Below are 24,731 nucleotides of genomic sequence, written 5' to 3'. Positions count from 1 at the left end.
AGAATCCTCTCGGTTGACTACTCGCTACGGATCAACGCATCACCGTAGGTGACACGCCGGGGTCCGACAGCCCGATCGTTGCCCTGCCCACGTCACGCATACACCGGATAGACCGGCGCCGGGATCTCCGGACGGATGCGCTTCTCGACGAAGATGCCGTGCCAGAGCATGAACACGAGCAGCGTCCAGATGCGCCGCGAGTGGTCGACGGGGCCACTGCGGTGCTCGTCGATCAGGCGCAGCACCGCCGCCTTGTCGAGGATCGCGTCGGTCTGCGACTCCCGGACGATCGTGCGGGCCCAGTCGAGCATGTCGGTGGCCAACCAGTGGCGGATCGGCACCGGGAACCCGAGCTTGCGCCGGTGCAGCACGTGCGGCGGCACGATGCCCTCGATGGCGCGCCGGAGGGCGTACTTCGTGGTGCCGTGCGCGATCTTCTGGTCGGTCGGCAGCGCGGACGCGACCCGGAACACCTCGGGGTCGAGGAACGGCACCCGTAGCTCCAGCGAGTTCGCCATGGTCATCTTGTCGGCCTTGACGAGGATGTCGCCGCGCAGCCACGTGAACAGGTCGACGTGCTGCATCCGGGCCACGGGGCTCCACTCGCGCGAGCCCTCGTAGAACGAGGACGTCACGTCGACGTGGGAGAGCTCGTCGTCGTAGGACCGCAGGACGTCGGCGAGCTGTGCCGGGAAGAAGTTCCGGGCGTTGCCGTAGTAGCGCTGCTCGAGCGGCAGCGCCCCGCGTCGCAGCAGGTCCTTGCCGCGCATGCCCGTGGGGAGCCGCTCGGAGAGCGCCCCCGCGAGCTTGCGCACCGCCCCGGGCAGCACCTCGAAGGGCGCGAGCGAGAGCGGCTCCTTGTAGATCGTGTAGCCGCCGAACAGCTCGTCGGCGCCCTCGCCGGAGAGCACCACCTTGACGTGCTTGCGGGCCTCGCGCGCCACGAAGTACAGCGGCACCAGCGCGGGGTCGGCCACCGGGTCGTCGAGGTACCAGACGATCAACGGCAGGGCGTCCATCATCTCCTGCGCGGTGACCGTCTTGACCACGTGCTGCACGCCTATGGCATGCGCCGACTCCGCGGCGACGTCGACCTCGGAGTACCCGGCCCGCTCGAACCCGGTGGTGAAGGTGATGAGGTCCGGGTTGTGCTCGCGGGCCAGCGCCGCGATCGCCGTCGAGTCGATGCCGCCGGAGAGGAAGGCGCCCACGGTGACGTCGGCCCGCATGTGCTTGGCGACCGAGTCGCGCAGCACCTCGGTGATCTCCTCGTGGCGGCGGGTCTCCTCCGCGGCGTCACCGCGGGGGATGGGCCGCTCGAGGAAGCGCGGGGTGAAGTACCGCTGCACGGAGATGGGCTCGCCGGGGGAGATGGTGAATGTGCAGCCCGACTCGAGCCGCCGCACGGAGCGGTGCAGCGTCGCCGGTTCCGGGACGTACTGCAGCGTCAGGTAGTGCTGCAGGGCCTCGGGGTCGGGCGCCGCGTCGGAGGCGCCCAGGGACCCCAGCACCTCGAGCAGGCACTTCTTCTCGCTGCTGAACGCCACGCCCTGCGCGCCGGCGGCGAAGAACAGCGGCTTGATGCCGAACGGGTCGCGCGCCCCGAAGAGCACGCGCTCGACCGTGTCCCAGATGAGGAACGTGAACATGCCCCGCAGGCGCGGCACCGCGTCCGCGCCCCACACGGAGTAGGCCGCGACGATCGCCTCGGTGTCGCCCTCGGTGGCGAAGGTGATCCCGTGGTCGCGCGCCAGCTCCGCCCGGAGCTCCACGTAGTTGTAGATCTCGCCGTTGAAGACGATCCGGTAGCGCCCGCCCGTCTCGCCGGTCGAGCTCCGCTGCGCCACGTCTGCAGGGAACGCCAGCGGCTGGTGCGACCCCTCGACGTCGATGATCGACAGCCGCGCGAAGCCCAGGGCGACGTCCTCGTCGGACCACGTCCCCGCCTCGTCGGGACCCCGGTGGCGCATGCAGGGCAGCGCCGCCTCGAGATCCTGGGCGTGTCGTGCTCCCGTCCGCTCGGTGGTGATCCACCCCATCAGCCCGCACACACCGTCAGTATGGCGAGGGGGTCCGACGGTCCCGGACCCGCCCGAGCCCACGGACCGGTGCCGCCGCGTCCCGTGTCCCGCCGCCCCTCCGACAGCGCGTAGGAGTCAGCTCGGCTAGGCTCCGCGTGTCCGGACCTCGGGTCGGCCTCAACGCCGAGAACACCCAGGTCGCACGGCCTTCAGGAGGGCAGCCAGCAGTGCGCCGAGCAGGGAGCCTTGCCCAGGCCGGGGAGGTGCCGACCCCCCGGCGGCGACGTCTGACGCGTGCCGCACAGCTGACCGGTCTCGGCGTCGTCACGGCGCTCATGACCACCGGTTGCTCGGTGCAGGACGCGATCCGCTTCGGGTGGCCCGTCGGGGTCACGCCCGAGGCCACGATGATGCGGACCCTGTGGACCTGGTCCGCGATCGCCGCGCTGGTCGTCGGTGTGATCGTCTGGGGCATGACGGCCTGGACCGTCGCGTTCCACCGCCGCAAGGCCGGGGCGTCGGAGCTGCCGCGGCAGTTCCAGTACAACCTTCCGCTCGAGCTGGTGCTCACGGTCATCCCGCTGGTCATCGTCGCGGTGCTCTTCTACTTCACCGTCGTCGTCCAGAACGTGGTCGACCGCCAGCCCGCGGGCAACGAGCTCCGCGTCGACGTGGTCGCCTTCCAGTGGAACTGGGAGTTCGCCTACCCCACGTCGCGGACGCCGGACGGCACGCCCGTCGCCACCGTCGGCACTACCGAGGAGGTCCCCCTCCTCGTCCTGCCGACCGACCGGCCGATCTCGTTCACGCAGCACGCCGAGGACGTCATCCACTCGTTCTGGATCCCCGAGTTCCTGTTCAAGCGCGACGTCATGCCCTACCCCGAGAAGAACGACCAGAAGAACACCTGGGTTATCGACCGGATCGAGCGGCCGGGTGCCTTCGTCGGACGTTGCGCGGAGTACTGCGGTTCGTACCACTCGATGATGAACTTCGAGGTGCGCGCGCTGCCGGGCAACCTGTTCGACCAGTACATGCAGCTGCGCCAGTCGCTCAACCCGCAGACGCGGCAGCCGTACTCGGCCGCCGAGGCGCTGCAGCAGATGAACTGCGGGGAGCTCTGCTCGCCCACCGCGACGACCACGCGGCCGTTCAACCCGAACCCGACCGCCCGCCTCGCCTTCTGATGGTCGTGGCAGCAGCTGGAAGGAGTACCCGGCGATGAAGGTCGAGTCCCGGATCTTCGAGATCCTGACCGTCTTCTGCTTCGTCTGCGCGATCGTCTACGGCGTGCTGTCGGGCGAGGAGGTGGGCATCGTCGCGCTGACGCTCACCGGCGGTCTGATGCTCATCGTCGGCACGTACTTCCGGTTCGTCGCCCGGCGCCTCGAGGAGCGCCCGGAGGACAACCCGGAGGCCGAGGTGTCCGACGGCGCCGGCGACATCGGCTTCTTCAGCCCCGGGAGCTACTGGCCGCTCGGAGTGGCCGGCGGCGTCGCCCTCACCGGCCTGGGCCTCGCGATCTACCAGTGGTGGCTCATCGTCCTCGCCGGCATCGCGATGATCATCGCGATCTGCGGGCTGGTCTTCGAGTACCACGCGGGCCCCGAGGCCCACTGAGTCCCCGCCACGCTGAGGGCCCCTCCTGCCACGGCAGGAGGGGCCCTTCGTGCGTTCCGGGGTCCCGACGGCAGGTGTCGGCTCGGCTCGGGGCGCCTGACCCGATCTGCGGGCCGTGGAGATGCCTGACCGTCCCCTCTTGGGGGTTGGCGGGCCGGAGGTGTACGTCAGGCAGGTCCTGGGGGCCGTGGGGATGCCCGACGTAGCACTCGCGAGGCCGGGGGAGGGGCGGGCCCGTCCCAGGGAGTGGGCCGCCGCTGCGAGCGGTCCACAGCCTGATTTGTCCTGCGTGGAGCGCCACGCAGCCCCGATGAAGGGGCAGCTGCGCGAGGTGCACGCCTGGCATGTTCTGCAGGCCGCGGGGTCGGCCTGACGTCACCCTCGCGGGCCGGGGGAGGGCTCGGGCCCGTCCTACCGGTCGGGGCAGCCGCAGAGGCTTCAGGCGTCGCCGGCAGGTGTGGGTGGCGTACAGCGCCCGTCCCATGGGTCGCGGCAGCCGCGGTGTGGAGCGAGTCCGGGCCGGCCCCTGCCGCCGGTGTGCGTCGCATGCAGCGCCCGCCGCTTCTGACGGCAGGAGCCGCTGCGCGAGGTCTACGTCAGGCAGGTTCTGCGGGCCCTGAGATTGCCTGGCGTAGCACTCGCGAGGCCGTTACAGCAGGGGGCCGGTCATAGGGGTCGAACACATGACCCGGCGGACCAGTCGGCTCTCCGCCTCGCGGAGCGGGCGCTCCCCGACCCGTCGTCGGGGAAGCCCCGGAACGACGACGGGGCGGGGAGCCGATCGGCTCCCCGCCCCGTTCGTGGTCGTGCTCGGTCAGTCCCGCACGTCGCGCGGGCGGCCGGCGTCGGGACGGCCGGCGAGCTCGCGCCCGCTGGTCGGCTCGACCTGGAGGGGGTCGGTCCCGGTGCCGCCGTGGACACCGAGGACGTCGTCCTGCTCCTCGGCCGGGTCGGGGCGGAACCAGCCGCCCTTCACCGGGCTGCCGGCGAAGCCGAGGTCGTTCATCCGCTTCGGCACCGTCGCGCCCTGGTAGGCGACCGGGATCGCGTGGCCGTGGTCGTCCACGCCACCGAGCGGCTGGTGCACCTCGATGAACTCACCGTGGGGCAGACGCTTGATGTGGCCGGTCTCGATGCCGTGCTCGAGGACCTCGCGGTCGGAGCGCTGCAGGCCCAGGCAGATCCGGTAGGTCGCGAAGTAGACGACCGGCGGGATCACCAGGAGGCCGATGCGGCCGATCCACGTCATCACGTTCAGGGAGATGTCGAACGTGTAGGCGAAGATGTCGTTACCGCAGGCCAGGACGAGCCAGAAGTAGAACGACAGGGCCATCGTGCCGGTCGCGGTGCGGACCGGGACGTCGCGCGGGCGCTGCAGCAGGTTGTGGTGTGCCTCGTCGCCGGTCAGCTTGCGCTCGATCACCGGGTAGGCGACGAGCAGGTTGACCAGGATGCCCATGCCGATCACGGCCGGGAAGAAGATCGCCGGGATCGTGTACCGGCCGAAGAGGTACATCTCCCACGACGGCCAGAGACGGACCGCGCCGTCGAAGACCGCCATGTAGAAGTCGGGCTGCGAGCCGGCGGACACCTGCGTGGGGTCGTACGGGCCGAGCTTCCAGATCGGGTTGATCTGGAAGACGCCGGACATGATCGCCATGATCCCGACGGAGACGACCATGAAGCCGCCGGCCTTCGCGGCGAACGTCGGCAGAATCCGGACGCCGACGACGTTGCGCTCGGTGCGGCCCGGGCCGGGGAACTGGGTGTGCTTCTGGAACCACACCAGCGCCACGTGCACGCCGATCACCGCGAGGATGATCCCCGGCAGCAGGAAGACGTGGACGATGTACAGGCGCGGGATGATGATCGTGCCCGGGTACTCGCCGCCCATGATCGCCCACTGCAGCCACGTGCCGACGACCGGGATCGACATGACGATCGCGGAGAGCCCGGTGCGGATGCCGGTGCCGGAGAGTAGGTCGTCCGGGAGCGAGTAGCCGATGAAGCCCTCGATCATGCCCGAGAGCAGGAGGACCACGCCGAGCACCCAGTTGGTCTCGCGCGGGCGGCGGAACGCTCCGGTGAAGAACGTCCGCATCATGTGCGCGATCATCGCGGCGACGAAGAGCAGCGCCGCCCAGTGGTGCACCTGGCGGATGAACAGACCGCCGCGGACGTCGATCGAGATGTTGACCGTCGACTGGTAGGCCATCGACATGGTGACGCCGCGCAGGCCCGCGTAGGAGCCCTCGTAGGTCGTCTCCGCCATCGAGGGGTCGTAGAAGATCGCCAGCCACGTCCCCGACAGCAGCAGGACGATGAAGCTGTACATCGCGATCTCGCCCAGCATGAACGACCAGTGCGTGGGGAAGACCTTGTTGATCTGACGACGGAGGCCACCGGCCGGGTGGATACGGCTGTCGACCTCGTCCGCGGCCGTGCCGACGAGCTTCATCGCCGTGCTACCGCTGCGAGTGGGTGTGGTGATCGCACTCATGATGAACGACGCTCCCAGAAGCCGGGCCCCACCGGCTCGATGAAGTCACTGCGGGCGTACAGATACCCCTGATCGTCCACGGCGATGGGCAATTGCGCCAGTGGGCGGGCAGCCGGACCGAAGACCGGACGGGCGTACTCGTTGGCCTGGAACTGCGACTGGTGGCACGGGCAGAGGATGCGGTTGGTCTGGTCCTCGTACAGCGAGGTCGGGCACCCCATGTGGCTGCAGATCTTCGAGTAGGCGAAGAGCGAGCCGTAGTTGAAGTCCTCCTGCCCCGCACGCTTGATCACGGTCACGTTGGGACGCAGCCGGATGAGCATGACGGGGGAGTCGGACGAGCGGACCTCCTCGGCGATCTTCTCGAGGTTGCCGCGGTCGGACTCCTTGAACGGGAAGACCGTCTCCATCGAGCCCGGCTCGAGGTCGCCGGCGCGCACGAGGACGACGTCCTGGGGGTCGCCGTTGAACTTCCGCATGTAGACGCGCTCGCCGTTGTCCGAGCGCCAGTCGGTGACGAGGAGGGGCGACTCGTCGCCCTCCTTCCACGGGTTCTTGACGAGCCCGCCGAAGGCCGCGACCGCGATCCCCGCCGTCAGGATGCCGCCGGCGGCACCGAGCGACCGGAAGATCAGCTTGCGCCGGGCCAGACCGCTCTGCTGACCCGTCTGCACCAGGCGCGCGGCGGCGGTACGGCGGTCGACCTCCGAGGAGCGCCCGTCGTGCCGCTGCTGGATCGCCAGGTCCTCGGGCAGCAGCTTCTTGGAGTAGGCGATGATGCCCATCCCGACGCCGAGCACCGAGAGTCCCAGCGTGACGCCGATGAGCGGCGTGTAGAGCGCGTACAGGTAGTCGCCGTCCTGCCCGGGCGGGACGTACTCCCAGGGCCAGGCGATGAAGATGACGATGAACGCCAGCCCCATCACCGCGGCGAGGATGAACCAGCCGGCGACCTGACGCTCGGCCCGCTTCTCCGCGCGGGTCCCCGGGACGGGGAAGCGCGGGCGGTCCGAGACGATCTCGATGTCGTCGATCCGGTTGCCGAGACGCACCAGGTCGTCGGTGCTCATCTCGGCGAGCTCGGCGTCGCTCGGGATGTGCAGCTGGTTCGAGTCCGGCTGCGACCCGGCCTTGTCGCTGTACTGGGATTCGGGGGGTGCACTCACTGGCGGGATCCGATCCAGAGGGAGATACCGATCAGGGCGGCGAGGCCGACGAAGAAGGCGACGAGGCCCTCGGGGACCGGCCCGAAGCCGCCGAGGCCGTTGCCGCCGGGGTTCACCGCGCCGGAGTCGCCGCTGACGGACTTGATGTAGCCGATGATGTCGCGCTTCTCCTCGGGGGAGAGCTGCGAGTCGGCGAAGGTCGGCATGTTGCCCGGGCCGACGAGCATGGCCGCGTAGATCTGGTGCGGGGTCGCCGGGTCGAGCACCGGGGCGAACTTGCCCGAGGAGAGCGCCCCGCCGCGACCGGTGAAGTTGTGGCACTGGGCGCAGTTCAGGCGGAAGAGCTCGCCGCCGCGACCGAGGTCGGAGCCGACGAGCGCCGCGTCGGGCGCGGACGGCACGACCGGGCCGCCGCCGTTGGCCTGGATGTAGGCCCCGAGCGCGTCGATCTGCGCCGGGTCGAAGTCCGGCTTCTTGCGGGGGGCCTGCGCCTCCTGCACCTTCAGCGGCATCCGGCCGGTCGAGACCTGGAAGTAGACCGACGCCTCACCGACGCCGATCAGGCTGGGGCCGCGCCCGACGACGCCCTGCAGGTTCGCGCCGTGGCACGTGATGCAGGCGTTGTCGTACAGCGACTGCCCCTCGCGGACGAGCGCGGCGTCCTGCGCGTGGGCGGTCTCCGGTTCGGGCTGCAAGACGGTGTACAGCCCGCCGACGGCGAGCAGCGCGACGCCGAGGGCGAGGAAGCCCGCGACGCGACGACGCGTCTTGGTGCCCGCACGCGCCCACAGCCTCCTGCGCGGGCGTGGCGTCCGGTCGCTCATGTGGTGGCCTACCCCTGACTCTCTCGTCGCCTGGCTTTAACGGATGAAGTAGATGACCGCGAACAGGCCGATCCAGACCACGTCCACGAAGTGCCAGTAGTACGACACGACGATCGCGGCGGTGGCCTGCGCCGGCGTGAACCGACTCAGGAACGTGCGCGCGATCAGGAGCACGAAGGCCACGAGACCGCCGGTCACGTGCAGCGCGTGGAACCCGGTGGTGATGTAGAAGACCGAGCCGTAGGCGCTGGAGGCGATCGTCGTGGAGTGCTCGGTGACCAGCGTGTGGTACTCGTTCACCTGGGCCAGCACGAAGAACAGGCCCATCAGGAACGTCACCGCGTACCAGCGGCGCAGGCCGAACACGTCGCCGCGCTCGGCCGCGAACACGCCGTACTGACAGGTGAACGACGAGGCCACCAGCACGATCGTGTTCACCAGGGCGTACGGGACGTCCAGCTCGGTGGGCGGCGGCGGCCACTCCCCGACGTTCTGGGCGCGCGCCACGAAGTACATCGCGAACAGCCCGGCGAAGAACATCAGCTCGCTCGAGAGCCAGATGATCGTCCCCACGCTGACCACGTTGGGCCGGTTCAGGGAGTGGATCCGCGCGCTGAAGGAGGGCGCCGGCGCACTCGAAGCGGTCGTCACGGGCGTCATCATGTCACCTCCCTCTGACATCAGCCGGGTGGGGCGAGCCGCCGTGATCACGCCTGCGACCTGCATCGCCATCTACCTGCGGATTCTCCTACTGACCGTCGTACGTCGCCTCGTAGTCGGGGTTCCCGACGACGGGTCCGGGCGGACCGGCGGCGTCGGTGACTAGGCTCTCGCGCGAGAAGTCCGGACACCGCCGGGAGGGCCCGCCCAGATGAGCACCGACACGCTCGACGTCGTGGTGATGAGCCACCGCCCGGAGGTGCGCGAGGCGGTCATCGCCGCCGTCGGTCGCCGCCCCGCGCGGGACCTGCCGCGACTGCGGTTCCACGAGGCGGACGGCATCGCCGACGTGCTCGGTGCCGCCGACGCGGGCGAGCTGGACCTCGCGGTGCTCGACGGCGAGGCGCAGCCGACCGGCGGCATGGGCGTCTGCCGGCAGCTGAAGAGCGAGAGCGACGACCCGGCCCCGGTGATCGTGGTCGTGCGCCGCGAGGACGACCGCTGGCTCGCGACCTGGTCGCAGGCCGACGCCGTCCTCGTCCAGCCCCTCGACCCGGTGACGGCGGCCCGTACGGTGGCCGACGTCCTGCGGGCCGGGGTGCCGGCGCGCCAGGGATGAGCACGGCCCCCACCTGGCCCGCGCTCCTCGGGCGGCTGCTGCGCGGGGAGGACCTCGCGGGGACCGAGGCGGCCTGGGCGATGGACCGGATGATGTCCGGGGAGGCCTCGCCCGCGCAGGTCGGCGCGTTCGTGGTCGCGCTGCGCGCCAAGGGCGAGACGGCCGCGGAGATCGGCGGGCTCGCCGAGGTCATGCGGGCCCACGCCCGGGCGGTGCAGGTCGACGGGGTCGTCGTCGACATCGTGGGGACCGGCGGCGACCAGGCCCACACGGTCAACATCTCGACCATGGCCGCGGTGATCATGGCGGCCGCGGGCGCGCGCGTGGTGAAGCACGGCGGCCGGGCGGCGTCGTCGGCCTGCGGGTCGGTCGACCTGCTCGAGGCGCTCGGCGTCCCCGTCGACCTGGGCCCGGAGGCGGTCGCGGCGAGCGTCGCGGAGGTGGGCATCGGCTTCTGCTTCGCCCAGACCTTCCACCCGGCGATGCGCCACGTCGGCGGGGTGCGCCGCGAGATCGGCGTGCCCACCGCCTTCAACCTCCTGGGACCGCTGACCAACCCGGCCCGCCCGGCCGCCGCCCTCATCGGCTGCGCCGACGCCCGGTTCGCCCCGCTGCTCGCCTCGGTCCTCGCCGACCGCGGCGACACCGCCCTCGTCGTGCGCGGCGACGACGGCCTCGACGAGATCACCACGACGACCACCACGACGGTCTGGCGGGCCGGTCCCGACGGCGTGTCCGTCGAGACGCTCGACCCCACCCGAATGGGTATCCCGGTGTCCGTCGCCGGCGACCTGCGCGGCGGCGACGCCGGCGTGAACGCCGCCGTGGCCCGGGCGCTCTTCGCGGGGGAGCCCGGACCCGTCCGGGAGGCCGTCCTCCTCAACGCGGGCGCGGCTCTCGCCGCCTACGACGAGGCGCTCGGGCGGGGGCGGACCGACCTGCACGAGGCCGTCGCCGCGGGCCGCGACCGGGCCGCCGCGGCCGTCGACGACGGTTCGGCCGCGGCCCTGCTCGACCACTGGGTCACGACGGCACTCCGGCTCCGCGGCTGACCCCCGACGACGGGTCCGGGTGCCGGTGGCATCCGCGTCGCCGAGGTGCACGTCAGGCGGGTGCGTCGGGATGCCTGACGTGCACCTCGCGGGTGGTCGGCGGCCGTCCGCCTCAGGGACGGATCGCGCGCAGCAGGGCGAGCACCGCGGTGTTGAGCGGGGTCGGGACGCCGTGGCGCTCGCCCGCGGCCACGACCGTGCCGGTGAGGTGCTCGTGCTCGAGCGGCCGCCCGGCGAGGCGGTCGTAGAGCATCGAGGTCCCCGTCCCGGCGGGCATCGTCGCGTAGTGGCGGCGCAGGGCCGTGACGTCGGCGTCGGTGACGGCCGCCCCCTCGGCCCGGGCGACGGCGACGACCTCGCGGGCCAGTCCGACCACGAGGTCGGCGCTCGTGTCCTCGCCGAGGACGTCGCCGCGGCGCAGGGTGAGGGCGGTGATCGGGTTGGCGACCGCATTGCTGATGAGCTTGCGCCACGTGTCGGTGCGGATGTCGTCCGAGCCGACGACCTCGACCCCGTCGTCCCCGCCGCCCACCACGGCCCTGAGGCCCTCCACCCACGGCCCGGCCGGCAGCGTGAGCCGCCCGTACCCGTGGTGGACGATCCGCCCCGGCTCGACGGCCTCCGCGCCGAGCACGACGACGGCGGGGACCGCGACGGCCTCCGGGTGGACGAGCCCGGCCACCCGGCGTTCCTGGTCGACGCCGTTCTGCGCCACCACGACGACCGTCCCCGGCCCCGTGGCGGCCTCGAGCCACCCGGCCGCCGCCGCCGTGTGCTGGGCCTTGGTCGCGACGACCACCCAGTCCGCCGGACCGAGCGTCGCGGGGTCGGTGTGGATCGTGACGGGGGCCTCGCGCTCCGGGCCGTCGGCTCCCGACCGCACCCGCAGCGAGTCGAACGGGGTCCGGACCGCCACCGCGACCTCGTGCCCCCGCTCGGCCGCCAGGGCCGCCAGGACCCCACCGATCGCGCCCGGACCGATCACCACCACGCTCGCCACGGCCCCATGATCCACCCGCAGCGGGCGGGGAGGGGTCAGTCCAGGCCGACGGCGAAGGCCGCGTCGGTGTCCTGCGCGGAGTAGGAGCGGAAGGCGATGTGGGTGGAGGTGTCCCGCACCCCCGGCACCCGGCTCAGCCCGCCCGCGATCACGTCGGCCAACTCGTCGTGCTCGCGGACCCGCACCATCGCGATGAGGTCGACGTCGCCCGCGCACGAGTACACCTCGGTCACCCCGGCGAGCTCGGCGATCGCCTGGGCGGTCTCCGGGATCCGGTCGGCGTTCGCGTGGATCATGACGATGGCCGTGATCACGGTGGCTCCCTGGCTCGGCGGGTCCGGCCCGCGTGGGGCGGTCCGGCGTGCTCGGCCGGAACTCTAGAGGCTGGCCGACGCCCCGCCCCGCCTCCCGACCAGGTGGTCCGCCCGACCGGCTCGTCCGAGGGGTCGACCGTCGCCCGCGCGGCGTCCCGGGCCCGCTCCACCCAGTCCGACCACGACCCGGCCCCGTGCGCCGGCACCGCCCACGGCCGGCTCGTGCGCACCATCCGCGTGCCCGGCCGTTCGAGCCACCGGGTGATCACCCCCACCTCCTCGGGGGGCGCCCCGGACAGCGGCCCGACGCCCGGCCGCACCGTCTCGGCGGCCGCCACCAGCGTCTCCACCACGGGCATGGGCGGCACCCCGCGGCGGGCCGTGCCGGCCGCGGCCAGCCGGCCGTGACGCACGACCGCCAGGTCCCAGCCGCCGACCCCGTCCGGGCGCGCGGCGACGAGCTCCTCGGTGCCCGCGACCGCGGACAGCCGCTGCACCCGACCGAGGGCACCGGCGAGGTCGGCCAGACGGTCACGGTGGGCGGCGGCCGCGTCGAACCGCTCGCCCGCCGCGAGGTCGGCCACCCGCTCGCGCAGCCGGACCAACCCGTCGTCGGAACCCCCGCGGACGAGGGCGAGCGCGCCGTCGACGGCCGTCGCGTAGTCGGCCGCGCTCTGCAGGCCGGCGCACGGAGCCCCGCAGCGACCGAGGCCGTGCAGGGCGCAGGGGCTGCCGCGGCCCCCGCGGGCCGGGATCCGCTGGGTGCACGGCCGGAGCGTCACGGCATCGACGAGGGCCTCGACCGCGCGGACCGCGTCGGGGCGCCGGCCGAACGGCCCGATCGCGTCGGTGCGGGGTGTGCGGACCACCGACCAGCGCGGGAACGGCTCGTCGGTCAGCGTCACCCACCACCCCTTGTGCGGGTAGCGGGAGCGCCGGTTGTACCGGGGAGCGTGCCCGGCGAGCAGGCGCAGCTCCCGGACCTCGGCCTCCAGCGCGTGCGAGCACTCGACCCAGTCGACGCGCTCGGCGAGACCCACCATCTCCTTCACGCGGGCGCGCTTCTCCGAGCCGGTGAAGTAGGACCGCACCCGACGACGGAGGTCGTTCGACGTCCCGACGTAGAGGACCTCGTCGGCCGGCCCGCGGAACAGGTACACCCCCGCCGCGTGGGGCACCGCGTCGGCGAGGTGACGCTTGCTGCGCTGGGCCGGCGTGACCTCCACCTGCAGGGCGAGCAGGTCCTCCAGCGACGACACACCCTGGCCGCCGACCCGCTCCAGCAGGGCGTGGAGCACGTCCACGGTGGCGCGGGCGTCGTCGAGCGCGCGGTGCACCGGCCGGGTGCCGGACCGGAAGAGCGCGGCGAGCGCCGAGAGCCGGCAGGAGGGCGCCTCGTCCCGGCTGAGCGCCTTGCGGGCCAGCCGCGCGGTGCACACCACGGGCGGTCGCGGCCACACCGAGCCGTGCCGCCGGCACGCGGCCCGGAGGTGCCCGACGTCGAACGGCGCGTTGTGCGCCACCACCACCGCCCCGGCGCAGAACTCGAGGAAGCCCGGCAGCACGGCCGGGAGCCGGGGCGCGGCGGACACCATGGCCGTGGTGATCCCGGTGAGCGCGACGATCTGCGGCGGCACGTCACGGCCCGGATCGACCAGCGTGGCGTACTCGCCGACGACCCGGCCGCCCTGCACCTTCACCGCGCCGATCTCGGTGATCGCGTCGGGCCCGTCGCCCGCGTCGGACCCCGCCGGCGGCCCCCCGGTGGTCTCCAGGTCGAGCACGACGAACGTGGTCGCGTGCAGCGGCGTGCCCAGCTCCTCGAACGTGAGCTGCGGGTCGGGTCCCGTCACCGGGCGCGGTGCCTCCACGCCGCCGCACGCTAGATCGACCCCCCGACAGTCTCGTGGTCCCGCGTGTCGCCGGGCCGCTAGCCTGGGCGAATGGCAGCGGGGGAGGTGTCGGCACCGCACGGCGCGGCCCTGCGTGCCGCCCTCCTGGAGGCCGCCCCGGAGACCGTGCGGAGCCGGGTCGCCGAGCTGGTGAGCCGGGCCGTGGGCCAGATGCCGGCCGCCGACCTGCCCGCGCCGGTCCGGCCCGTCGCCCGCTTCGCGCCCGCCAAGCGCGCCAAGGTCGGGTCCGCGCCGCTGCTCGCGGCGCTGGGGTCGGCGGACGGGTTCGCCGACGACGTCGTGGCCTGGTGGCGCGAGCACCGGCCCGAGGAGTGGGACCCGCCGGTCGCCGAGCCGGTGCACGCCGCGGCGGTGGCGGTGCTCGCGGGTGACGGCGACGCCGCGGGGGAGCTGCTGCGCGACGCCGGGGAACGGGCCGACGTCGGGAAGCTGCGGACCGAGCGCGACGCCGCGGTCGCCCGGGCGGACCGGTTGGCGGCCGACCTCGACCGCGTCACGGCCGAGCGTGACGCGGCGCGCGCCGAGATCGGCGCGGCCACCCCGGACCTCACCGACGAGGTGGCCAAGCTGCGTTCGCGCCTGCGCGAGCAGGGTGTGCGCGTCCGCCGGGCGGAGCTGGACGCCGCCGAGGCGGCCCGCCGGCTGGAGGAGGGCCAGGGACACCTGGTGCGTGAGCTCGAGGAACTGCGGCGCGAGCGCGTCCGCGACCAGGAGGCCGTGGTGGCGGCCGAGGCGCGGGCCCGGCGGGCGACCGCCGAGCTCGAGTCCGCCCGTCGGGCCGCCCACGAGGCGCGGCACGCGGACGACGCGCGGCTGGCGCTGCTGGTGGACACCGTCGCGGGCGCGGCGGCGGGGTTGCGTCACGAGCTGGGGCTGCGGGCGGACGACCCGCGGGTCGGCCCGCGGCCGGCGGAGCTGGTCGGGTCGGCGGCCCGGGCCCCGATGGCGCGCGTGACCGATCCCGCGACGCTCGACCGGCTGCTCGCCCTGCCCGAGGTGCACCTGCTCGTCGACGGCTACAACGTCACCAAGACCGGGTGGCCGGCCCTGTCGCTCGCGGCGCAGCGCGACCGGCTGGTCGCCGCGGTGGCGCCCCTGGCCGCCCGGACCCACGCCGAGACCACCCTCGTGTTCGACGGCGCGGGGATCTCCGGTGTGCCGACGGCATCGGTCCGCGGGGTGCGGGTCCTGTTCTCCGAACCGGGCGTCATCGCGGACGACCTCATCCGCACCCTCGTCGACGCCGAGCCGGAGGGGCGGCCGCTGGTGGTGGTCACCTCCGACCGGGCCGTGGTCGACTCCGTGCGGCGTCGCGGGGCCCACCCCGTGCCGTCGAGCGTGCTGCTGGAGCGGCTCGCGCGGATCTGAGACGCCGGTCACACCGGTCGTCCGCGCGGCCCGTGACTGTCGGACCCCCCTCCTACCGTCCGCCCCGACTCCCCGGGAGATGCCGGGGTCGATCGGCGGAGGCCGCGATGCTCATCGACTGCGACACCTGCGTGGTGCGGCACCAGGCGTGCGACGACTGTGTGGTCGGGGTGCTGCTCGGGGTGCCCGAGGTGCCCGTCCGCGACGAGGGGCCCCGGGAGCCGGCCGCGCCGGGTGCCCCGCTGCCGCTCGACTTCGGCCCGGTCGAGCGCCGGGCCCTCGAGGTCCTCGCCGACCACGGCCTGATCCCGCGGCTGCGGCTCGTGCCGGGGGCGGCCGACCAGCCGCCCGCCCGGCCGGCCGGGCGGCCGCGGCGCCGGGACGCGGGATGACCGCCGGGGGCGACCACGCTGCAGGGGCGCGTCGGCGGTCGGTTACCGTCCCGTCACCTCCTGCGGAGCCTGCTCCCCGCATCCCGGTCCCTCGGGAGGCAGCCCTGGCCGAGAAAGGGACCTCCCCGCCCCGTGACGCCCCGACCGCACCGCCGCGACGTGCGCCCCGGCCGTCGGACGCCGACGCCCGTGCTCGTCGTGCTGCTGCTCGCCCTCGCGGGTCTGGTCGTGCCCGGGACGGCGATGACGGCGCTGGCCGACCCGATCGTCCCGCCCGGGGCCAACGACATCGTGCGGGCCCTCGCCGAGGCGAACGCCCGGGCGGAGGCGGCGAACGAGGCGGCCATGGGGGCGCGCGAGCAGCTGCCGGTGCGCCGCGCGGAGGCCGATCGCACGCAGCGGGCCGCCGATGACGCCCGGGGCGCCGTCGACACCGCCCGCCGCGCCCTCGACCAGGCGTACGTGGCGGTCGACCAGCTCACCCGCACCACCTACCAGGGCGGCGACCTCGACCAGCTGAGCGCGTTGCTCTCCAGCCCGACCCCGCAGGCGTACCTGGACAAGGTCGAGCTGCTCGACACCGTCTCGTCGGCGAACCGGGCCGTGCTGCAGCGCTACCTCGACGCCTCCACGGCGGCGGAGTCGACGCAGCGCGACGCCGACGCCCGCGCCACGGACGCCCGCCGAGCAGCGGACGACGCCGCGCGCACCGCCGACGACGCGGCGCGGACGAAGGCCCAGGCCGACCGGGACGTCGCCGCCGCCACCGCCGCGCTCGACCGGCTCTCGCGCAGCGACCGAGCCCTGCTGCGCGGCGGCGGGATCACCAACTATCCGACGGACATCGCGGGCGACACGCTCGGGATCGCCGCCCTGCGCGCCGCGCTCACCCGCCAGGGCGCCCCGTACATCTGGGGTGCCACCGGCCCGACCACCTTCGACTGCTCCGGGCTGGTCCAGTGGGCCTACCGGCAGGTCGGGGTCGCGATGCCCCGCGTGGCCGCCGCCCAGCAGCAGGTGGGGCAGCCCGTCGACCCGTCCCAGGTCCAGCCCGGTGACCTCATCTTCTTCGGCGACCCCGCCTACCACGTGGGCATCTACGTGGGTGGCGGGCGGTTCCTCGAGGCGCCCCAGTCCGGGGACGTCGTCAAGGTCGCCCCGGTGCGGAGCTTCACGTCGATCCGCCGCATCTCCGCGCCGTGACGGCGCCGGCGGCGGGCCGGATCCTGCTCGTCACCAACGACTTCCCGCCGCGACCGGGCGGCATCCAGTCCTACCTGCACGAGCTGGCGGTGCGCCTGCCGCCGGGCACGCTGACCGTGCTCGCCTCCACGTGGCCCGACGCCGCGGACACAGAGGGCCAGTGCGCCGCCTTCGACGCCGCGCAGCCCTTCGCCGTGCACCGGCTGCCGACGACGATGATGCTGCCGACCCCGGAGGCGACGCGGCGGGCGGTCGAGCTCGTCCCGGGCCACGACACGGTCTGGTTCGGGGCGGCCGCGCCGCTGGGGCTGATGGCGCCCGCCCTGCGTCGCGCCGGCGCCCGGCGGGTGCTCGCGAGCACCCACGGCCACGAGGTGGGCTGGTCGATGCTGCCGGGCAGCCGACAGCTGCTGCACCGCATCGGGCGCGAGGCGGACGTGGTGACCACCGTCAGCCGCTACACCCGCGGGCGCATCGCCGCCGCGCTCGGACCCGACGCCGCGCTCGAACCGCTGCCGTCGGGGATCGACACGACCCGGTTCCGGCCGGACGCCGGCGCCCGGCAGGAGGTCCGGGCGCGGTACCGGCTGGGGGAGCGGCCCGTCGTCGGGATCGTGTCGCGGCTGGTCCGGCGCAAGGGTCAGGACGTGCTGATCCGCGCGCTGCCCGCAATCCGGCGCCGGGTGCCGGGGACCGCGCTGCTCGTCGCCGGGGACGGACCCGACCGGGACCGGCTGCGTCGGGTCGCCCGCCGTGCGGGGGTCGAGGACGAGGTCGTGTTCACCGGCCCGCTGCGCCACGACGAGATCCCGGCCCACCACGCGGCGCTCGACGTCTTCGCCCTGCCCTGCCGGACGCTGGGGCGTGGGCTCGACGTCGAGGGCCTCGGCATCGTGCTGCTGGAGGCCTCCGCGAGCGGTGTCCCGGTGGTCGCCGGCCGCTCCGGCGGAGCACCCGAGACGGTGCGGGGCGGCCCCACCGGCACCCGCACGGGCCGCCTCACCGACGGGCGGGACCCGGCCGACGTCGCCGACGTGGTCGCGGACCTGCTCGCCGACCCGGACGAGGCCGTCCGCACCGGTGCCGCGGGCCGCCGGTGGATGCAGGCGGAGTGGACCTGGTCCTCGCGGGCGCGCCGGCTGGCCACCCTCGCCCGCCCGGAGTAGTCCCCGGAACGTACGAACGGCACCGTCGCAGCATCGAGGTGCGCGACAGTGCCGTTCGATCACGAGCTATCGCTGCGCGTAGACCGCCTCGATCTCGTCGGCCCGCTGGTCGGCGATGACGTTGCGCTTGAGCTTCATCGTCGGGGTCAGCTCGCCGGAGTCCTCGGTGAAGTCCGAGGTGAGGATGCGGAACTGGCGCACCGACTCGGCCTTGGACACCGCGTCGTTGCCGTCGTCGATCGCCGACTGGATCTCCGCCCGGAGGTCGGAGTCGTCGACCAGGTCCGCGGCGGTGGTGCCGGACTTGCCGTGCTCGGAGGCCCAGTCGGGCAGCGCCTCCTCGTCGAGGGTGATCAGCGCCGCGACGTACGGCCGGTTGTCGCCGACCACGAGGGCCTGGCTGACGAGCCGGTGGGCGCGGATGCGGTCCTCGATCACGGCCGGGGCGACGTTCTTGCCACCGGCGGTGACGATGAGCTCCTTCTTCCGCCCGGTGATCGAGAGGAAGCCGTCGTCGAGCACGCCGATGTCGCCGGTGTGGAACCAGCCGTCCTCAAGCGCACCGGAGGTCGCCTCGGCGTTGTTCCAGTACCCGTGGAACACCACGTCGCCCTTGGCGAGCACCTCGCCGTCGTCGGCGATCGCGACCGTGATGCCCGGCAGCGGGCGGCCGACGGTGCCGACGCGGATGTCGCCCTCGCCGTTCGCCGTGATCGCGGCGCTGGTCTCGGTGAGGCCGTAGCCCTCGTGGATCGGCACGCCGATACCGCGGAAGAAGTGGCCGATGCGGGCGCCGAGCGCCGAGCCGCCGGAGACCGCGCCGCGGCACTGCCCGCCGAGGGCGGCCCGCAGCTTGGAGAACACCAGCGCGTCGAACAGCGCGTGCCTGCCGCGCAGCAGCAGGCCGGGACCGCCCGCGTCGAGGGACTTCGAGTACTCGACGGCCGTGGCCTCGGCGAGGTCGAAGATCCGGCCCCTGCCGCTCTGGTAGGCCTTCTGCTTGGCCGAGTTGTAGACCTTCTCGAACACGCGGGGCACCGAGAGCAGGAAGTCCGGCTTGAAGCGGGGGAGCTCGGCGGAGAGCTTCGAGGTGTCGGCGAAGTGTCCGACCACGTAGCGCTGCTCCTGCGCGGCGATCTGCACGACGCGGGCGAAGATGTGCGCGAGGGGCAGGAACAGCAGCGTCGAGTTCCCGGCCTGCATCATCGAGCCGAAGGTCTCGCCCGCCGCGCGGACCTCGAACAGCAGGTTGCGGTGCGTGATCTCGCAGCCCTTGGGGCGGCCCGTGGTGCCCGAGGTGTAGATCAGGGTCGCGAGGTCGTCCGCGCGCACGCCGGTCCGGCGCTCCTCGACGTCGGCGTCGGGGACGTCCCGGCCCGCCTCCTTGAGGGCCTCGACGGCGGGCGACGGGCCGTCGATCTGCCACACGTGGTCGAGGTCGGAGAGCTTCTCCTGGACCTTCTCCAGCGTCCGGCGGTGCTCGTCGGTCTCGATGACCACGCCGCGGGCGCCGGAGTCCGAGAGGCACCACTCGTACTGCGAGGCGGAGGAGGTCTCGTAGATCGGGAGGCCCGCGCAGCCGGCGGTCCACAGCGCGTAGTCGAGCAGGGTCCACTCGTACCGGGTCCGCGCGACGATGCCCACGCGGTCGCCGGGCTGCAGGCCCGCGGCGATGAAGCCCTTGGCCACGGCCACGACCTCGTCCCGGAACTCGCCGAAGGTCGTCGGGCGCCAGGCGTCGTCCACCAGCCGCAGGTAGGCGGTGTCCCCCGGGTGCTCGGTGGCGTTCGCCCAGACCGCGTCGGTGAGACGGTCCTCGTCGGCGACCTTGGCCGCCGCCGGCACGCTGTACTCCTGCACCCCGCACACACCCTTCCACCTCGACCGGGATCTCCTGCGACACCGGCGTGCGCGAAGCCTAGGGCGCGGACGGCCCGCCGTCACTACCCGGCGGTATCCCGGATCAAACGGTCAGATCGGACATCGGGGCGGAGGTCGACGCTGCGACGGGCGGAGGCGTCGGGCACGCTGTCGCGGTGGCCGCGCTGGACGTGATCGACGAGACGTTCGTGCTGGCCGAGCCCGCCGTGGTGGCCGCCGCGTTCGCCGACCCCGCCGACTGGCCCCGGCTCTGGCCCGACCTCGAGCTGCACGTCTTCGCCGACCGCGGCCCCGCCGGGCTGCGCTGGTCGGTGACCGGGCGGTGGGTCGGGAGCGCGGAGGTCTGGTGCGAGGCCGTCGGCGACGGCACGGTGGTCCACTGGTTCCTCCGGCTCGATCCCGCCCCGGGTCCCGACGGCGGGTCCGCGCGGCGGTCGCTGCGCGGCCGGAGCGGCCCGGCCCGTGAGGCGCTGCGCCGGCAGCGCGCCGCCAAGGCCGTCGCGTTCGACCTCAAGGCGCGCCTCGAGGGGGAACCGTCCGGGGGCGCCGGGTGGACCCGTCGTCCGGGTGAGCCGACGCCGGCCCGCGCATGAGGGTGCACGTCGTCTCGGACGTCCACGGCAACAGCGAGGACCTGGCCCGGGCGGCCGAGGGGGCCGAGGTCCTCGTCGTGCTGGGAGACCTCATCGACTTCGTCGACTACGACGAGCCCACCAACGGCATCCTCGCCGACATCCTGGGCCCGGCGGCCACCGTCGAGTTCGCCCGCCTGCGCTCGCAGGGCGGGCCGGGGGCGCTGCGGGAGTTCACGAAGCGGCTGTGGGCCGACGTGGCGGACCCGCGCGCCCGGGTCGACGAGGCCGTGCACCGGCAGTACGGGCGCATGTTCGCCGCGCTCGGCGCCGTCGGGGTCCCGGTGTGGCTGATGCCCGGGAACGTCGACGTGCCCGCGATGTGGCCGGAGTTCCTCGCCGCCCACCCCAACGTGCGGGCCGTCGACGGCGAGGTGGTCGAGATCGGCGACACCCGCGTCGGGTTCGTCGGCGGGGTGCCGCTGCCCGCGGGGGTGGAGCCCCGGGCGGGCGCGTTCCGTTCCTACATGCGCGGGGCGGCCGAGTTCACCGCGGCGGTCGAGGCGCTCGGCCCGGTCGACGTACTGTGCAGCCACGCCCCGCCCGCGGTCGCCGAGCTGGCCTACGACGTGGTGGCGCGGACGCACGAGCTGACCTCGCCCGCCCTCCTCGAGCAGATCCGGGCCACCCGCCCCCGGCTCGCCCTCTACGGGCACGTGCACGCCCCGCTCACGGCGCGCACGCGGATCGGTCCGACCGAGTGCCTCAACGTCGGCCACTTCCGGCGCCGGGGCACCCCGGCGGTGGCCCGATGGTGACCCACACGACATCACGCGCGCCTCACGGGTACCCCGGGCGTGGCGAGGATGACGGCGGGGCGAGCCCGGCGGGGGGACGACGGTAACCTTCGGCGCCATGGCGGACGAGTCCACGCAGTCCATCATCATCGCGGCCGCTCCGACGGCCGTGCTCGACGTGATCTCCGACTTCCCCGCCTACCCTGAGTGGGCGGACTCGATCACCTCCGCGAAAGTCCTCACGCACGACGACGAGGGCCGCCCCGAACAGGTCCGGTTCACCCTGGACGCCGGTCCGCTCAAGGACACCTACGTGCTCGCGTACGACTGGGTCGACGACGGCGTCACCTGGGACCTCGTGTCCGGGCAGATGCAACGCGGCCAGCGCGGGCGCTACCGGCTCGAGGGCTCCGAGAGGGAGACGACCGTGACCTACACGCTGTCGGTGGACCTGGCGGTCCCCATGCCCGGCCTCATCAAGCGCCGCGCCGAGAAGAGGATCATGGACACCGCGCTGTCCGGCCTCAAGCGGCGCGTGGAGGGCTAGTGCGGGTCCTGCTCTTCACCGGCAAGGGCGGGGTCGGCAAGACGACGACCGCGGCGGCCACGGCGGTCGCGCTCGCACGCTCGGGTCGCAAGGTCCTGGTGCTCTCGACCGACCCGGCGCACTCGCTCGGCGACGCGTTCGACGTCCCGCTGGGCGGTGAGCCCACCGAGATCGACGGCGTGGCCCTGCCCGGCCTGTTCGCGGCGCACGTCGACACCCGCGCCCTGGTCGACGAGGCCTGGGAGCCGCTGCGGGCCCAGCTGCGCACGCTCCTGTCCGGCGCGGGCGTCGACGACATCGTCGCCGACGAACTGACCGTGCTGCCCGGGGTCGAGGACCTGCTGGCCCTCGAGCAGGTCCGCCGCGCGACCGAGGACGGGCCGTGGGAGGTCGTCGTCGTCGACTGCGGCCCCACGGCGGAGACGCTGCGGCTGCTGAGCCTGCCCGAGGCCCTGGGCGGCTATCTCGAGCGGCTGTTCCCGGCCCACCGCCGCGCGGTCCGCGGTGTCCTCGCGGGTCTCGCGGGCAGCGGGGCGACGGTGGCGAAGTGGGACGCCGCCGCGGCGTCGCTGTCCCGCCTGGCCGAGCAGCTCTCCGGGCTACGCGCGATGCTCGCCGACCGGCGCACCACCACGATCCGGCTCGTCCTCACCCCGGAGCGGGTCGTCGCGGCGGAGACCCGCCGCACGGTGACGGCCCTGGCGCTGCACGAGCTCCACGTCGACGGCCTCATCGCCAACCGGCTGGTGCCCGACCCCGGCGCCGGGCGCAGCGCGGCCGTGCAGTGGCTGCGGGTCCGCCGGCAGGAGCAGGACGAGGTGCTCGCCGAGCTCGCGGAGCTCACCGCGGGTACCGGCGTCGGCGTGCGGACGGTCGGTCACCGGGCCGGGGAACCGGTCGGCGTCGCGGAGCTCGGCGAGCTCGCCGACGACCTCTACGGCGACGACGACCCGCTCGAGGGCGTCTGCGCCCGCCCGTTGATGGAGCTGCGCCGGACCGCGGGGGAGGGCACCTCGGTCGACAGCGAGTACGCCCTGGACCTGCAGGTCCCCGGCATCGGCGACGGCGAGGTCGACCTCGCGCGGATCGGGGACGAGCTCGCGGTGACCGTCGGGGGCCGTCGGCGCACGGTGGCCCTGCCGCCGGTGCTGCGCCGGTGCGAGGTCATCGGGGCCGAGCTCGACGACGACGTCCTCTCGGTCGCCTTCCGCCCGGACCCCGCGGTCTGGATGCGATGACGGCGCGGGGGATCGGGGGCACGCCACGATGACGACGGACGCCGACCGGGCGGCTCGCGAGCGCCTCGCCCGCGAGGCCCGCGAGACCGCGACCACGCTGCTCGACTGGGTCGGCACGCGTGTCGAGGGCACCCGGGCCGACGGCGCCGGGCGGCCCCGGCAGAGCGCCGGTCCCTGCTCCTGGTGCCCGGTGTGCGCGCTGGTCGCCGCGTTGCGCGGCGAGCAGCCCGAGCTGACGGCCACGCTCGCCGAGCAGGCTTCCGGCCTGCTGGTGCTGCTGCGCATGCTCGTTCAGGCACACGCGTCCGGCAGTCACGACCACCATGCGCCGGCCCCGGAACCCGCACCGACCAGCTCGTCGGCCGCGCCGGCCTGGCCGGCCGAGTGGGGTGCGCCGACCTGGCCGGCCGACGTCCCCTGGGACGTCGCGCCCCACGCGACGTTCGACCCGGCCCCCGCGAGCCGGACCACGGGTCGGTCCATGAGCCCGACCACGACCGTCGCCGGGCCGGCCCCGGATGTCCCTGCCGGTCCGTCCCCCGAACCCGTCCCGGACGCCGACCCCCGGCCCGCCGAGCGGCCCACCGGTCGCCGGGGCCCGCGCCCCAGCCCCCGCCACAACGTCGCCCCGGCGGCCGCTCCCGCCGCTGCCTCGACCGCCGCTGCCTCGACCGCCGCTGGCTCGACCGCCGCTGGCTCGACCGCCGCTGGCTCGACCGCCGCTGCCCCGAGTGCCGCGGCCGACGACGTCGCCCCCGAGCCCCCGGTCCCGGCCGCGGCGACCGCACCCGTCGTCGGGAACGGGAACGCGACCCGCAGCGGTACCCGCCGCGGCGTGCAGCGCATCACCGTCCGCCGCCGGCCGCGCCCGTGCTGACGGTCGGGGTCGACATCGGCGGCACGACGGTCAAGGCGGGCCTCGTCGACGGCGACGGGACGCTGCTCGCGAGCCGGGTCGCCGCGACACCGCGGCAGTCCGCGGAGCTGGACGAGACCGTGGCGAAGCTCGTCGGCCACCTGTCCGACGAGGCCCGCGCCACCGGCCGCGAGGTGGCCGCGGTGGGACTCGCGGTCGCCGGGTTCGTCGACCCGGACCGCCGTGCGGTGTCCTTCGGCGCCCACCTGCCGTGGCGGGACGAGCCCGTCGTCGACCGGATGACCGAGCGGCTCGGGCTGCCGGTGACCCTGGAGCACGACGCCAACGCCGCGGGCCTCGCCGAGCACCGGGTGGGGGCGGCCCGGGATGCGCGGGTCGCGGTCCTGGTGGCGTTGGGGACCGGCATCGGCGCCGCGCTGGTGATCGACGGCCACGTGTTCCGCGGGGCCTTCGGTGTCGCTCCGGAGCTCGGGCACGTCATCGTCGTGCCCGACGGCCGGCCGTGCCCGTGCGGCAAGCGCGGGTGCCTGGAGCGCTACTGCAGCGGCACCGCGCTCGGGGCGAGCGCCGACGAGCTGGTCGCGGCGAGCGAGGACTTCTCGATCCTGCGCGCGACGTGGGAGCGGGGGTTGCCGCTCTCCGGCCGCGACGTCGCGCACGCCGCCGAGGGCGGGGACGCCCTCGCCCGGCGGGTCGTCGCCGGCTTCGCGGCATGGCTGGGCCGGGGGCTCGCGCTCGTGGCGGACACGTTCGACCCCGACGTCGTGGTCATCGGCGGCGAGGTCTCGGCGTCGTCCGCGCTGTACCTCGACGACGCGCGCCGGGTCTACGCCGAGGAGGTCACGGGTCGTGGCCACCGCCGGTTGGCCGACCTGCGCGCCGCGGTCCTGGGCGGGGACGCCGGCATGATCGGCGCCGCGCTGGACGCGGGGGAGCGGGCACTCTGACGACCACCGCTCGGACTGCCACCGCTCGGACGGCCACCGGTCGGTAGCGGCCGC

23 protein-coding genes are annotated in these 24,731 nt (G+C 74.1%); 14 read left to right on the top strand and 9 right to left on the bottom strand.

What is annotated here, in order from left to right; translation table 11 throughout:
• Positions 1–92: 92 nt before the first annotated feature.
• Positions 93–2,051: an asparagine synthase (glutamine-hydrolyzing) gene (gene asnB, locus A3CO_RS0128840; RefSeq protein WP_018335741.1), complete on the bottom strand. Its 1,959-nt coding sequence runs from the start codon at positions 2,049–2,051 to the stop codon at positions 93–95.
• Positions 2,052–2,284: 233 nt separating this feature from the next.
• Between asnB and ctaC the strand changes: the two genes are divergently transcribed.
• Both ctaC and A3CO_RS0128830 read left to right on the top strand, forming a co-directional pair.
• Positions 2,285–3,208 carry an aa3-type cytochrome oxidase subunit II gene (ctaC, locus tag A3CO_RS0128835; RefSeq protein WP_018335740.1) on the top strand — a complete coding sequence of 308 codons (924 nt, stop codon included), beginning with the start codon at positions 2,285–2,287 and terminating at the stop codon, positions 3,206–3,208.
• Positions 3,209–3,242: 34 nt separating this feature from the next.
• Positions 3,243–3,641 carry a cytochrome c oxidase subunit 4 gene (locus A3CO_RS0128830; protein ID WP_018335739.1) on the top strand — a complete coding sequence of 133 codons (399 nt, stop codon included), beginning with the start codon at positions 3,243–3,245 and terminating at the stop codon, positions 3,639–3,641.
• An 814-nt stretch (positions 3,642–4,455) separates the two neighbouring features.
• Here A3CO_RS0128830 and qcrB read toward each other — a convergent pair.
• The 4 genes from qcrB to ctaE are packed head-to-tail and all read right to left on the bottom strand — an operon-like array spanning position 4,456 to position 8,791.
• On the bottom strand, positions 4,456–6,141 hold the full coding sequence (gene qcrB / locus A3CO_RS34780; protein ID WP_084682248.1) for a cytochrome bc1 complex cytochrome b subunit: 1,686 nt from the start codon (positions 6,139–6,141) through the stop codon (positions 4,456–4,458).
• A complete protein-coding gene (qcrA, locus tag A3CO_RS0128815) occupies positions 6,138–7,307 on the bottom strand; it encodes a cytochrome bc1 complex Rieske iron-sulfur subunit (protein ID WP_018335736.1) in 1,170 nt (389 codons plus the stop codon). Before qcrA ends, qcrB begins: the two co-directional genes overlap by 4 nt.
• Positions 7,304–8,131 carry a cytochrome bc1 complex diheme cytochrome c subunit gene (gene qcrC, locus A3CO_RS0128810; protein WP_018335735.1) on the bottom strand — a complete coding sequence of 276 codons (828 nt, stop codon included), beginning with the start codon at positions 8,129–8,131 and terminating at the stop codon, positions 7,304–7,306. The genes qcrA and qcrC overlap by 4 nt, the downstream gene beginning before the upstream one ends.
• 36 nt (positions 8,132–8,167) lie before the next feature.
• Positions 8,168–8,791, bottom strand: a complete 624-nt coding sequence (gene ctaE, locus A3CO_RS0128805; protein WP_085942423.1) for an aa3-type cytochrome oxidase subunit III — start codon at positions 8,789–8,791, stop codon at positions 8,168–8,170.
• Positions 8,792–9,002: 211 nt separating this feature from the next.
• On the opposite strand from ctaE, the gene A3CO_RS0128795 reads away from it, so the two are divergent.
• Positions 9,003–9,410: a hypothetical protein gene (locus tag A3CO_RS0128795; RefSeq protein ID WP_018335732.1), complete on the top strand. Its 408-nt coding sequence runs from the start codon at positions 9,003–9,005 to the stop codon at positions 9,408–9,410.
• Entirely contained in the window at positions 9,407–10,462 is a 1,056-nt protein-coding gene (trpD, locus tag A3CO_RS0128790; RefSeq protein ID WP_018335731.1) for an anthranilate phosphoribosyltransferase, read from the top strand. Before A3CO_RS0128795 ends, trpD begins: the two co-directional genes overlap by 4 nt.
• 112 nt (positions 10,463–10,574) lie before the next feature.
• Here trpD and A3CO_RS0128785 read toward each other — a convergent pair whose 3' ends face one another.
• The 3 genes from A3CO_RS0128785 to A3CO_RS0128775 are packed head-to-tail and all read right to left on the bottom strand — an operon-like array spanning position 10,575 to position 13,647.
• Positions 10,575–11,462 carry a 2-dehydropantoate 2-reductase gene (locus A3CO_RS0128785; protein WP_018335730.1) on the bottom strand — a complete coding sequence of 296 codons (888 nt, stop codon included), beginning with the start codon at positions 11,460–11,462 and terminating at the stop codon, positions 10,575–10,577.
• Positions 11,463–11,497: 35 nt separating this feature from the next.
• Positions 11,498–11,776, bottom strand: a complete 279-nt coding sequence (locus tag A3CO_RS0128780; protein WP_018335729.1) for an Lrp/AsnC family transcriptional regulator — start codon at positions 11,774–11,776, stop codon at positions 11,498–11,500.
• Complete coding sequence (locus tag A3CO_RS0128775) at positions 11,773–13,647, bottom strand: DEDD exonuclease domain-containing protein (RefSeq protein ID WP_018335728.1); 1,875 nt, start codon at positions 13,645–13,647, stop codon at positions 11,773–11,775. Before A3CO_RS0128775 ends, A3CO_RS0128780 begins: the two co-directional genes overlap by 4 nt.
• A 72-nt stretch (positions 13,648–13,719) precedes the next feature.
• Here A3CO_RS0128775 and A3CO_RS0128770 point away from each other — a divergent pair, with 72 nt between their 5' ends.
• The 4 genes from A3CO_RS0128770 to A3CO_RS0128755 all read left to right on the top strand — a co-directional run bounded on the left by A3CO_RS0128770 (position 13,720) and on the right by A3CO_RS0128755 (position 17,818).
• Positions 13,720–15,057 (top strand): NYN domain-containing protein, encoded by a 1,338-nt coding sequence (locus tag A3CO_RS0128770; protein WP_018335727.1) that lies wholly within the window; start codon positions 13,720–13,722, stop codon positions 15,055–15,057.
• 107 nt (positions 15,058–15,164) lie between these two features.
• Positions 15,165–15,449 (top strand): hypothetical protein, encoded by a 285-nt coding sequence (locus tag A3CO_RS0128765; protein WP_018335726.1) that lies wholly within the window; start codon positions 15,165–15,167, stop codon positions 15,447–15,449.
• Positions 15,450–15,581: 132 nt separating this feature from the next.
• Positions 15,582–16,652, top strand: a complete 1,071-nt coding sequence (locus A3CO_RS0128760; protein ID WP_018335725.1) for a C40 family peptidase — start codon at positions 15,582–15,584, stop codon at positions 16,650–16,652.
• Positions 16,649–17,818: a glycosyltransferase family 4 protein gene (locus A3CO_RS0128755; protein WP_018335724.1), complete on the top strand. Its 1,170-nt coding sequence runs from the start codon at positions 16,649–16,651 to the stop codon at positions 17,816–17,818. The genes A3CO_RS0128760 and A3CO_RS0128755 overlap by 4 nt, the downstream gene beginning before the upstream one ends.
• Positions 17,819–17,884: 66 nt before the next feature.
• Here the strand turns inward: A3CO_RS0128755 and A3CO_RS0128750 are convergent, their stop codons facing one another.
• Complete coding sequence (locus A3CO_RS0128750) at positions 17,885–19,678, bottom strand: AMP-dependent synthetase/ligase (RefSeq protein WP_018335723.1); 1,794 nt, start codon at positions 19,676–19,678, stop codon at positions 17,885–17,887.
• 176 nt (positions 19,679–19,854) lie between these two features.
• Here A3CO_RS0128750 and A3CO_RS0128745 point away from each other — a divergent pair, with 176 nt between their 5' ends.
• The 6 genes from A3CO_RS0128745 to A3CO_RS0128720 all read left to right on the top strand — a co-directional run bounded on the left by A3CO_RS0128745 (position 19,855) and on the right by A3CO_RS0128720 (position 24,677).
• Entirely contained in the window at positions 19,855–20,292 is a 438-nt protein-coding gene (locus tag A3CO_RS0128745; RefSeq protein ID WP_018335722.1) for a hypothetical protein, read from the top strand.
• Positions 20,289–21,089 carry a metallophosphoesterase family protein gene (locus A3CO_RS0128740; RefSeq protein WP_026205113.1) on the top strand — a complete coding sequence of 267 codons (801 nt, stop codon included), beginning with the start codon at positions 20,289–20,291 and terminating at the stop codon, positions 21,087–21,089. The genes A3CO_RS0128745 and A3CO_RS0128740 overlap by 4 nt, the downstream gene beginning before the upstream one ends.
• 97 nt (positions 21,090–21,186) lie before the next feature.
• Positions 21,187–21,615 (top strand): SRPBCC family protein, encoded by a 429-nt coding sequence (locus tag A3CO_RS0128735; protein ID WP_018335720.1) that lies wholly within the window; start codon positions 21,187–21,189, stop codon positions 21,613–21,615.
• Entirely contained in the window at positions 21,615–22,853 is a 1,239-nt protein-coding gene (locus A3CO_RS0128730; protein ID WP_018335719.1) for an ArsA family ATPase, read from the top strand. Before A3CO_RS0128735 ends, A3CO_RS0128730 begins: the two co-directional genes overlap by 1 nt.
• Before the next feature lie 28 nt (positions 22,854–22,881).
• Positions 22,882–23,730 (top strand): hypothetical protein, encoded by an 849-nt coding sequence (locus tag A3CO_RS0128725; RefSeq protein ID WP_026205112.1) that lies wholly within the window; start codon positions 22,882–22,884, stop codon positions 23,728–23,730.
• Positions 23,724–24,677 (top strand): ROK family protein, encoded by a 954-nt coding sequence (locus A3CO_RS0128720; protein ID WP_018335718.1) that lies wholly within the window; start codon positions 23,724–23,726, stop codon positions 24,675–24,677. Before A3CO_RS0128725 ends, A3CO_RS0128720 begins: the two co-directional genes overlap by 7 nt.
• The last annotated feature ends 54 nt before the right edge of the window (positions 24,678–24,731 follow it).

It is taken from the genome of Actinomycetospora chiangmaiensis DSM 45062 (assembly GCF_000379625.1).
GTDB classification, from domain to species: Bacteria; Actinomycetota; Actinomycetes; order Mycobacteriales; family Pseudonocardiaceae; genus Actinomycetospora; species Actinomycetospora chiangmaiensis.
The sequence above is the reverse complement of the archived record's forward strand: the minus strand, read 5'-3'. Positions and strand labels throughout refer to the sequence as shown.

Bases quoted from the DNA above. Each gene is read 5' to 3' on its own strand.
- A3CO_RS0128740 (WP_026205113.1), top strand. From the start codon at position 20,289: ATGAGGGTGCACGTCGTCTCGGACGTCCACGGCAACAGCGAGGACCTG.
- A3CO_RS0128725 (WP_026205112.1), top strand. From the start codon at position 22,882: ATGACGACGGACGCCGACCGGGCGGCTCGCGAGCGCCTCGCCCGCGAG.
- ctaE (WP_085942423.1), bottom strand. From the start codon at position 8,791: ATGACGCCCGTGACGACCGCTTCGAGTGCGCCGGCGCCCTCCTTCAGC.
- A3CO_RS0128830 (WP_018335739.1), top strand. From the start codon at position 3,243: ATGAAGGTCGAGTCCCGGATCTTCGAGATCCTGACCGTCTTCTGCTTC.
- A3CO_RS0128765 (WP_018335726.1), top strand. From the start codon at position 15,165: ATGCTCATCGACTGCGACACCTGCGTGGTGCGGCACCAGGCGTGCGAC.
- qcrC (WP_018335735.1), bottom strand. From the start codon at position 8,131: ATGAGCGACCGGACGCCACGCCCGCGCAGGAGGCTGTGGGCGCGTGCG.
- trpD (WP_018335731.1), top strand. From the start codon at position 9,407: ATGAGCACGGCCCCCACCTGGCCCGCGCTCCTCGGGCGGCTGCTGCGC.
- A3CO_RS0128795 (WP_018335732.1), top strand. From the start codon at position 9,003: ATGAGCACCGACACGCTCGACGTCGTGGTGATGAGCCACCGCCCGGAG.
- qcrB (WP_084682248.1), bottom strand. From the start codon at position 6,141: ATGAGTGCGATCACCACACCCACTCGCAGCGGTAGCACGGCGATGAAG.
- A3CO_RS0128770 (WP_018335727.1), top strand. From the start codon at position 13,720: ATGGCAGCGGGGGAGGTGTCGGCACCGCACGGCGCGGCCCTGCGTGCC.
- A3CO_RS0128735 (WP_018335720.1), top strand. From the start codon at position 21,187: ATGGCGGACGAGTCCACGCAGTCCATCATCATCGCGGCCGCTCCGACG.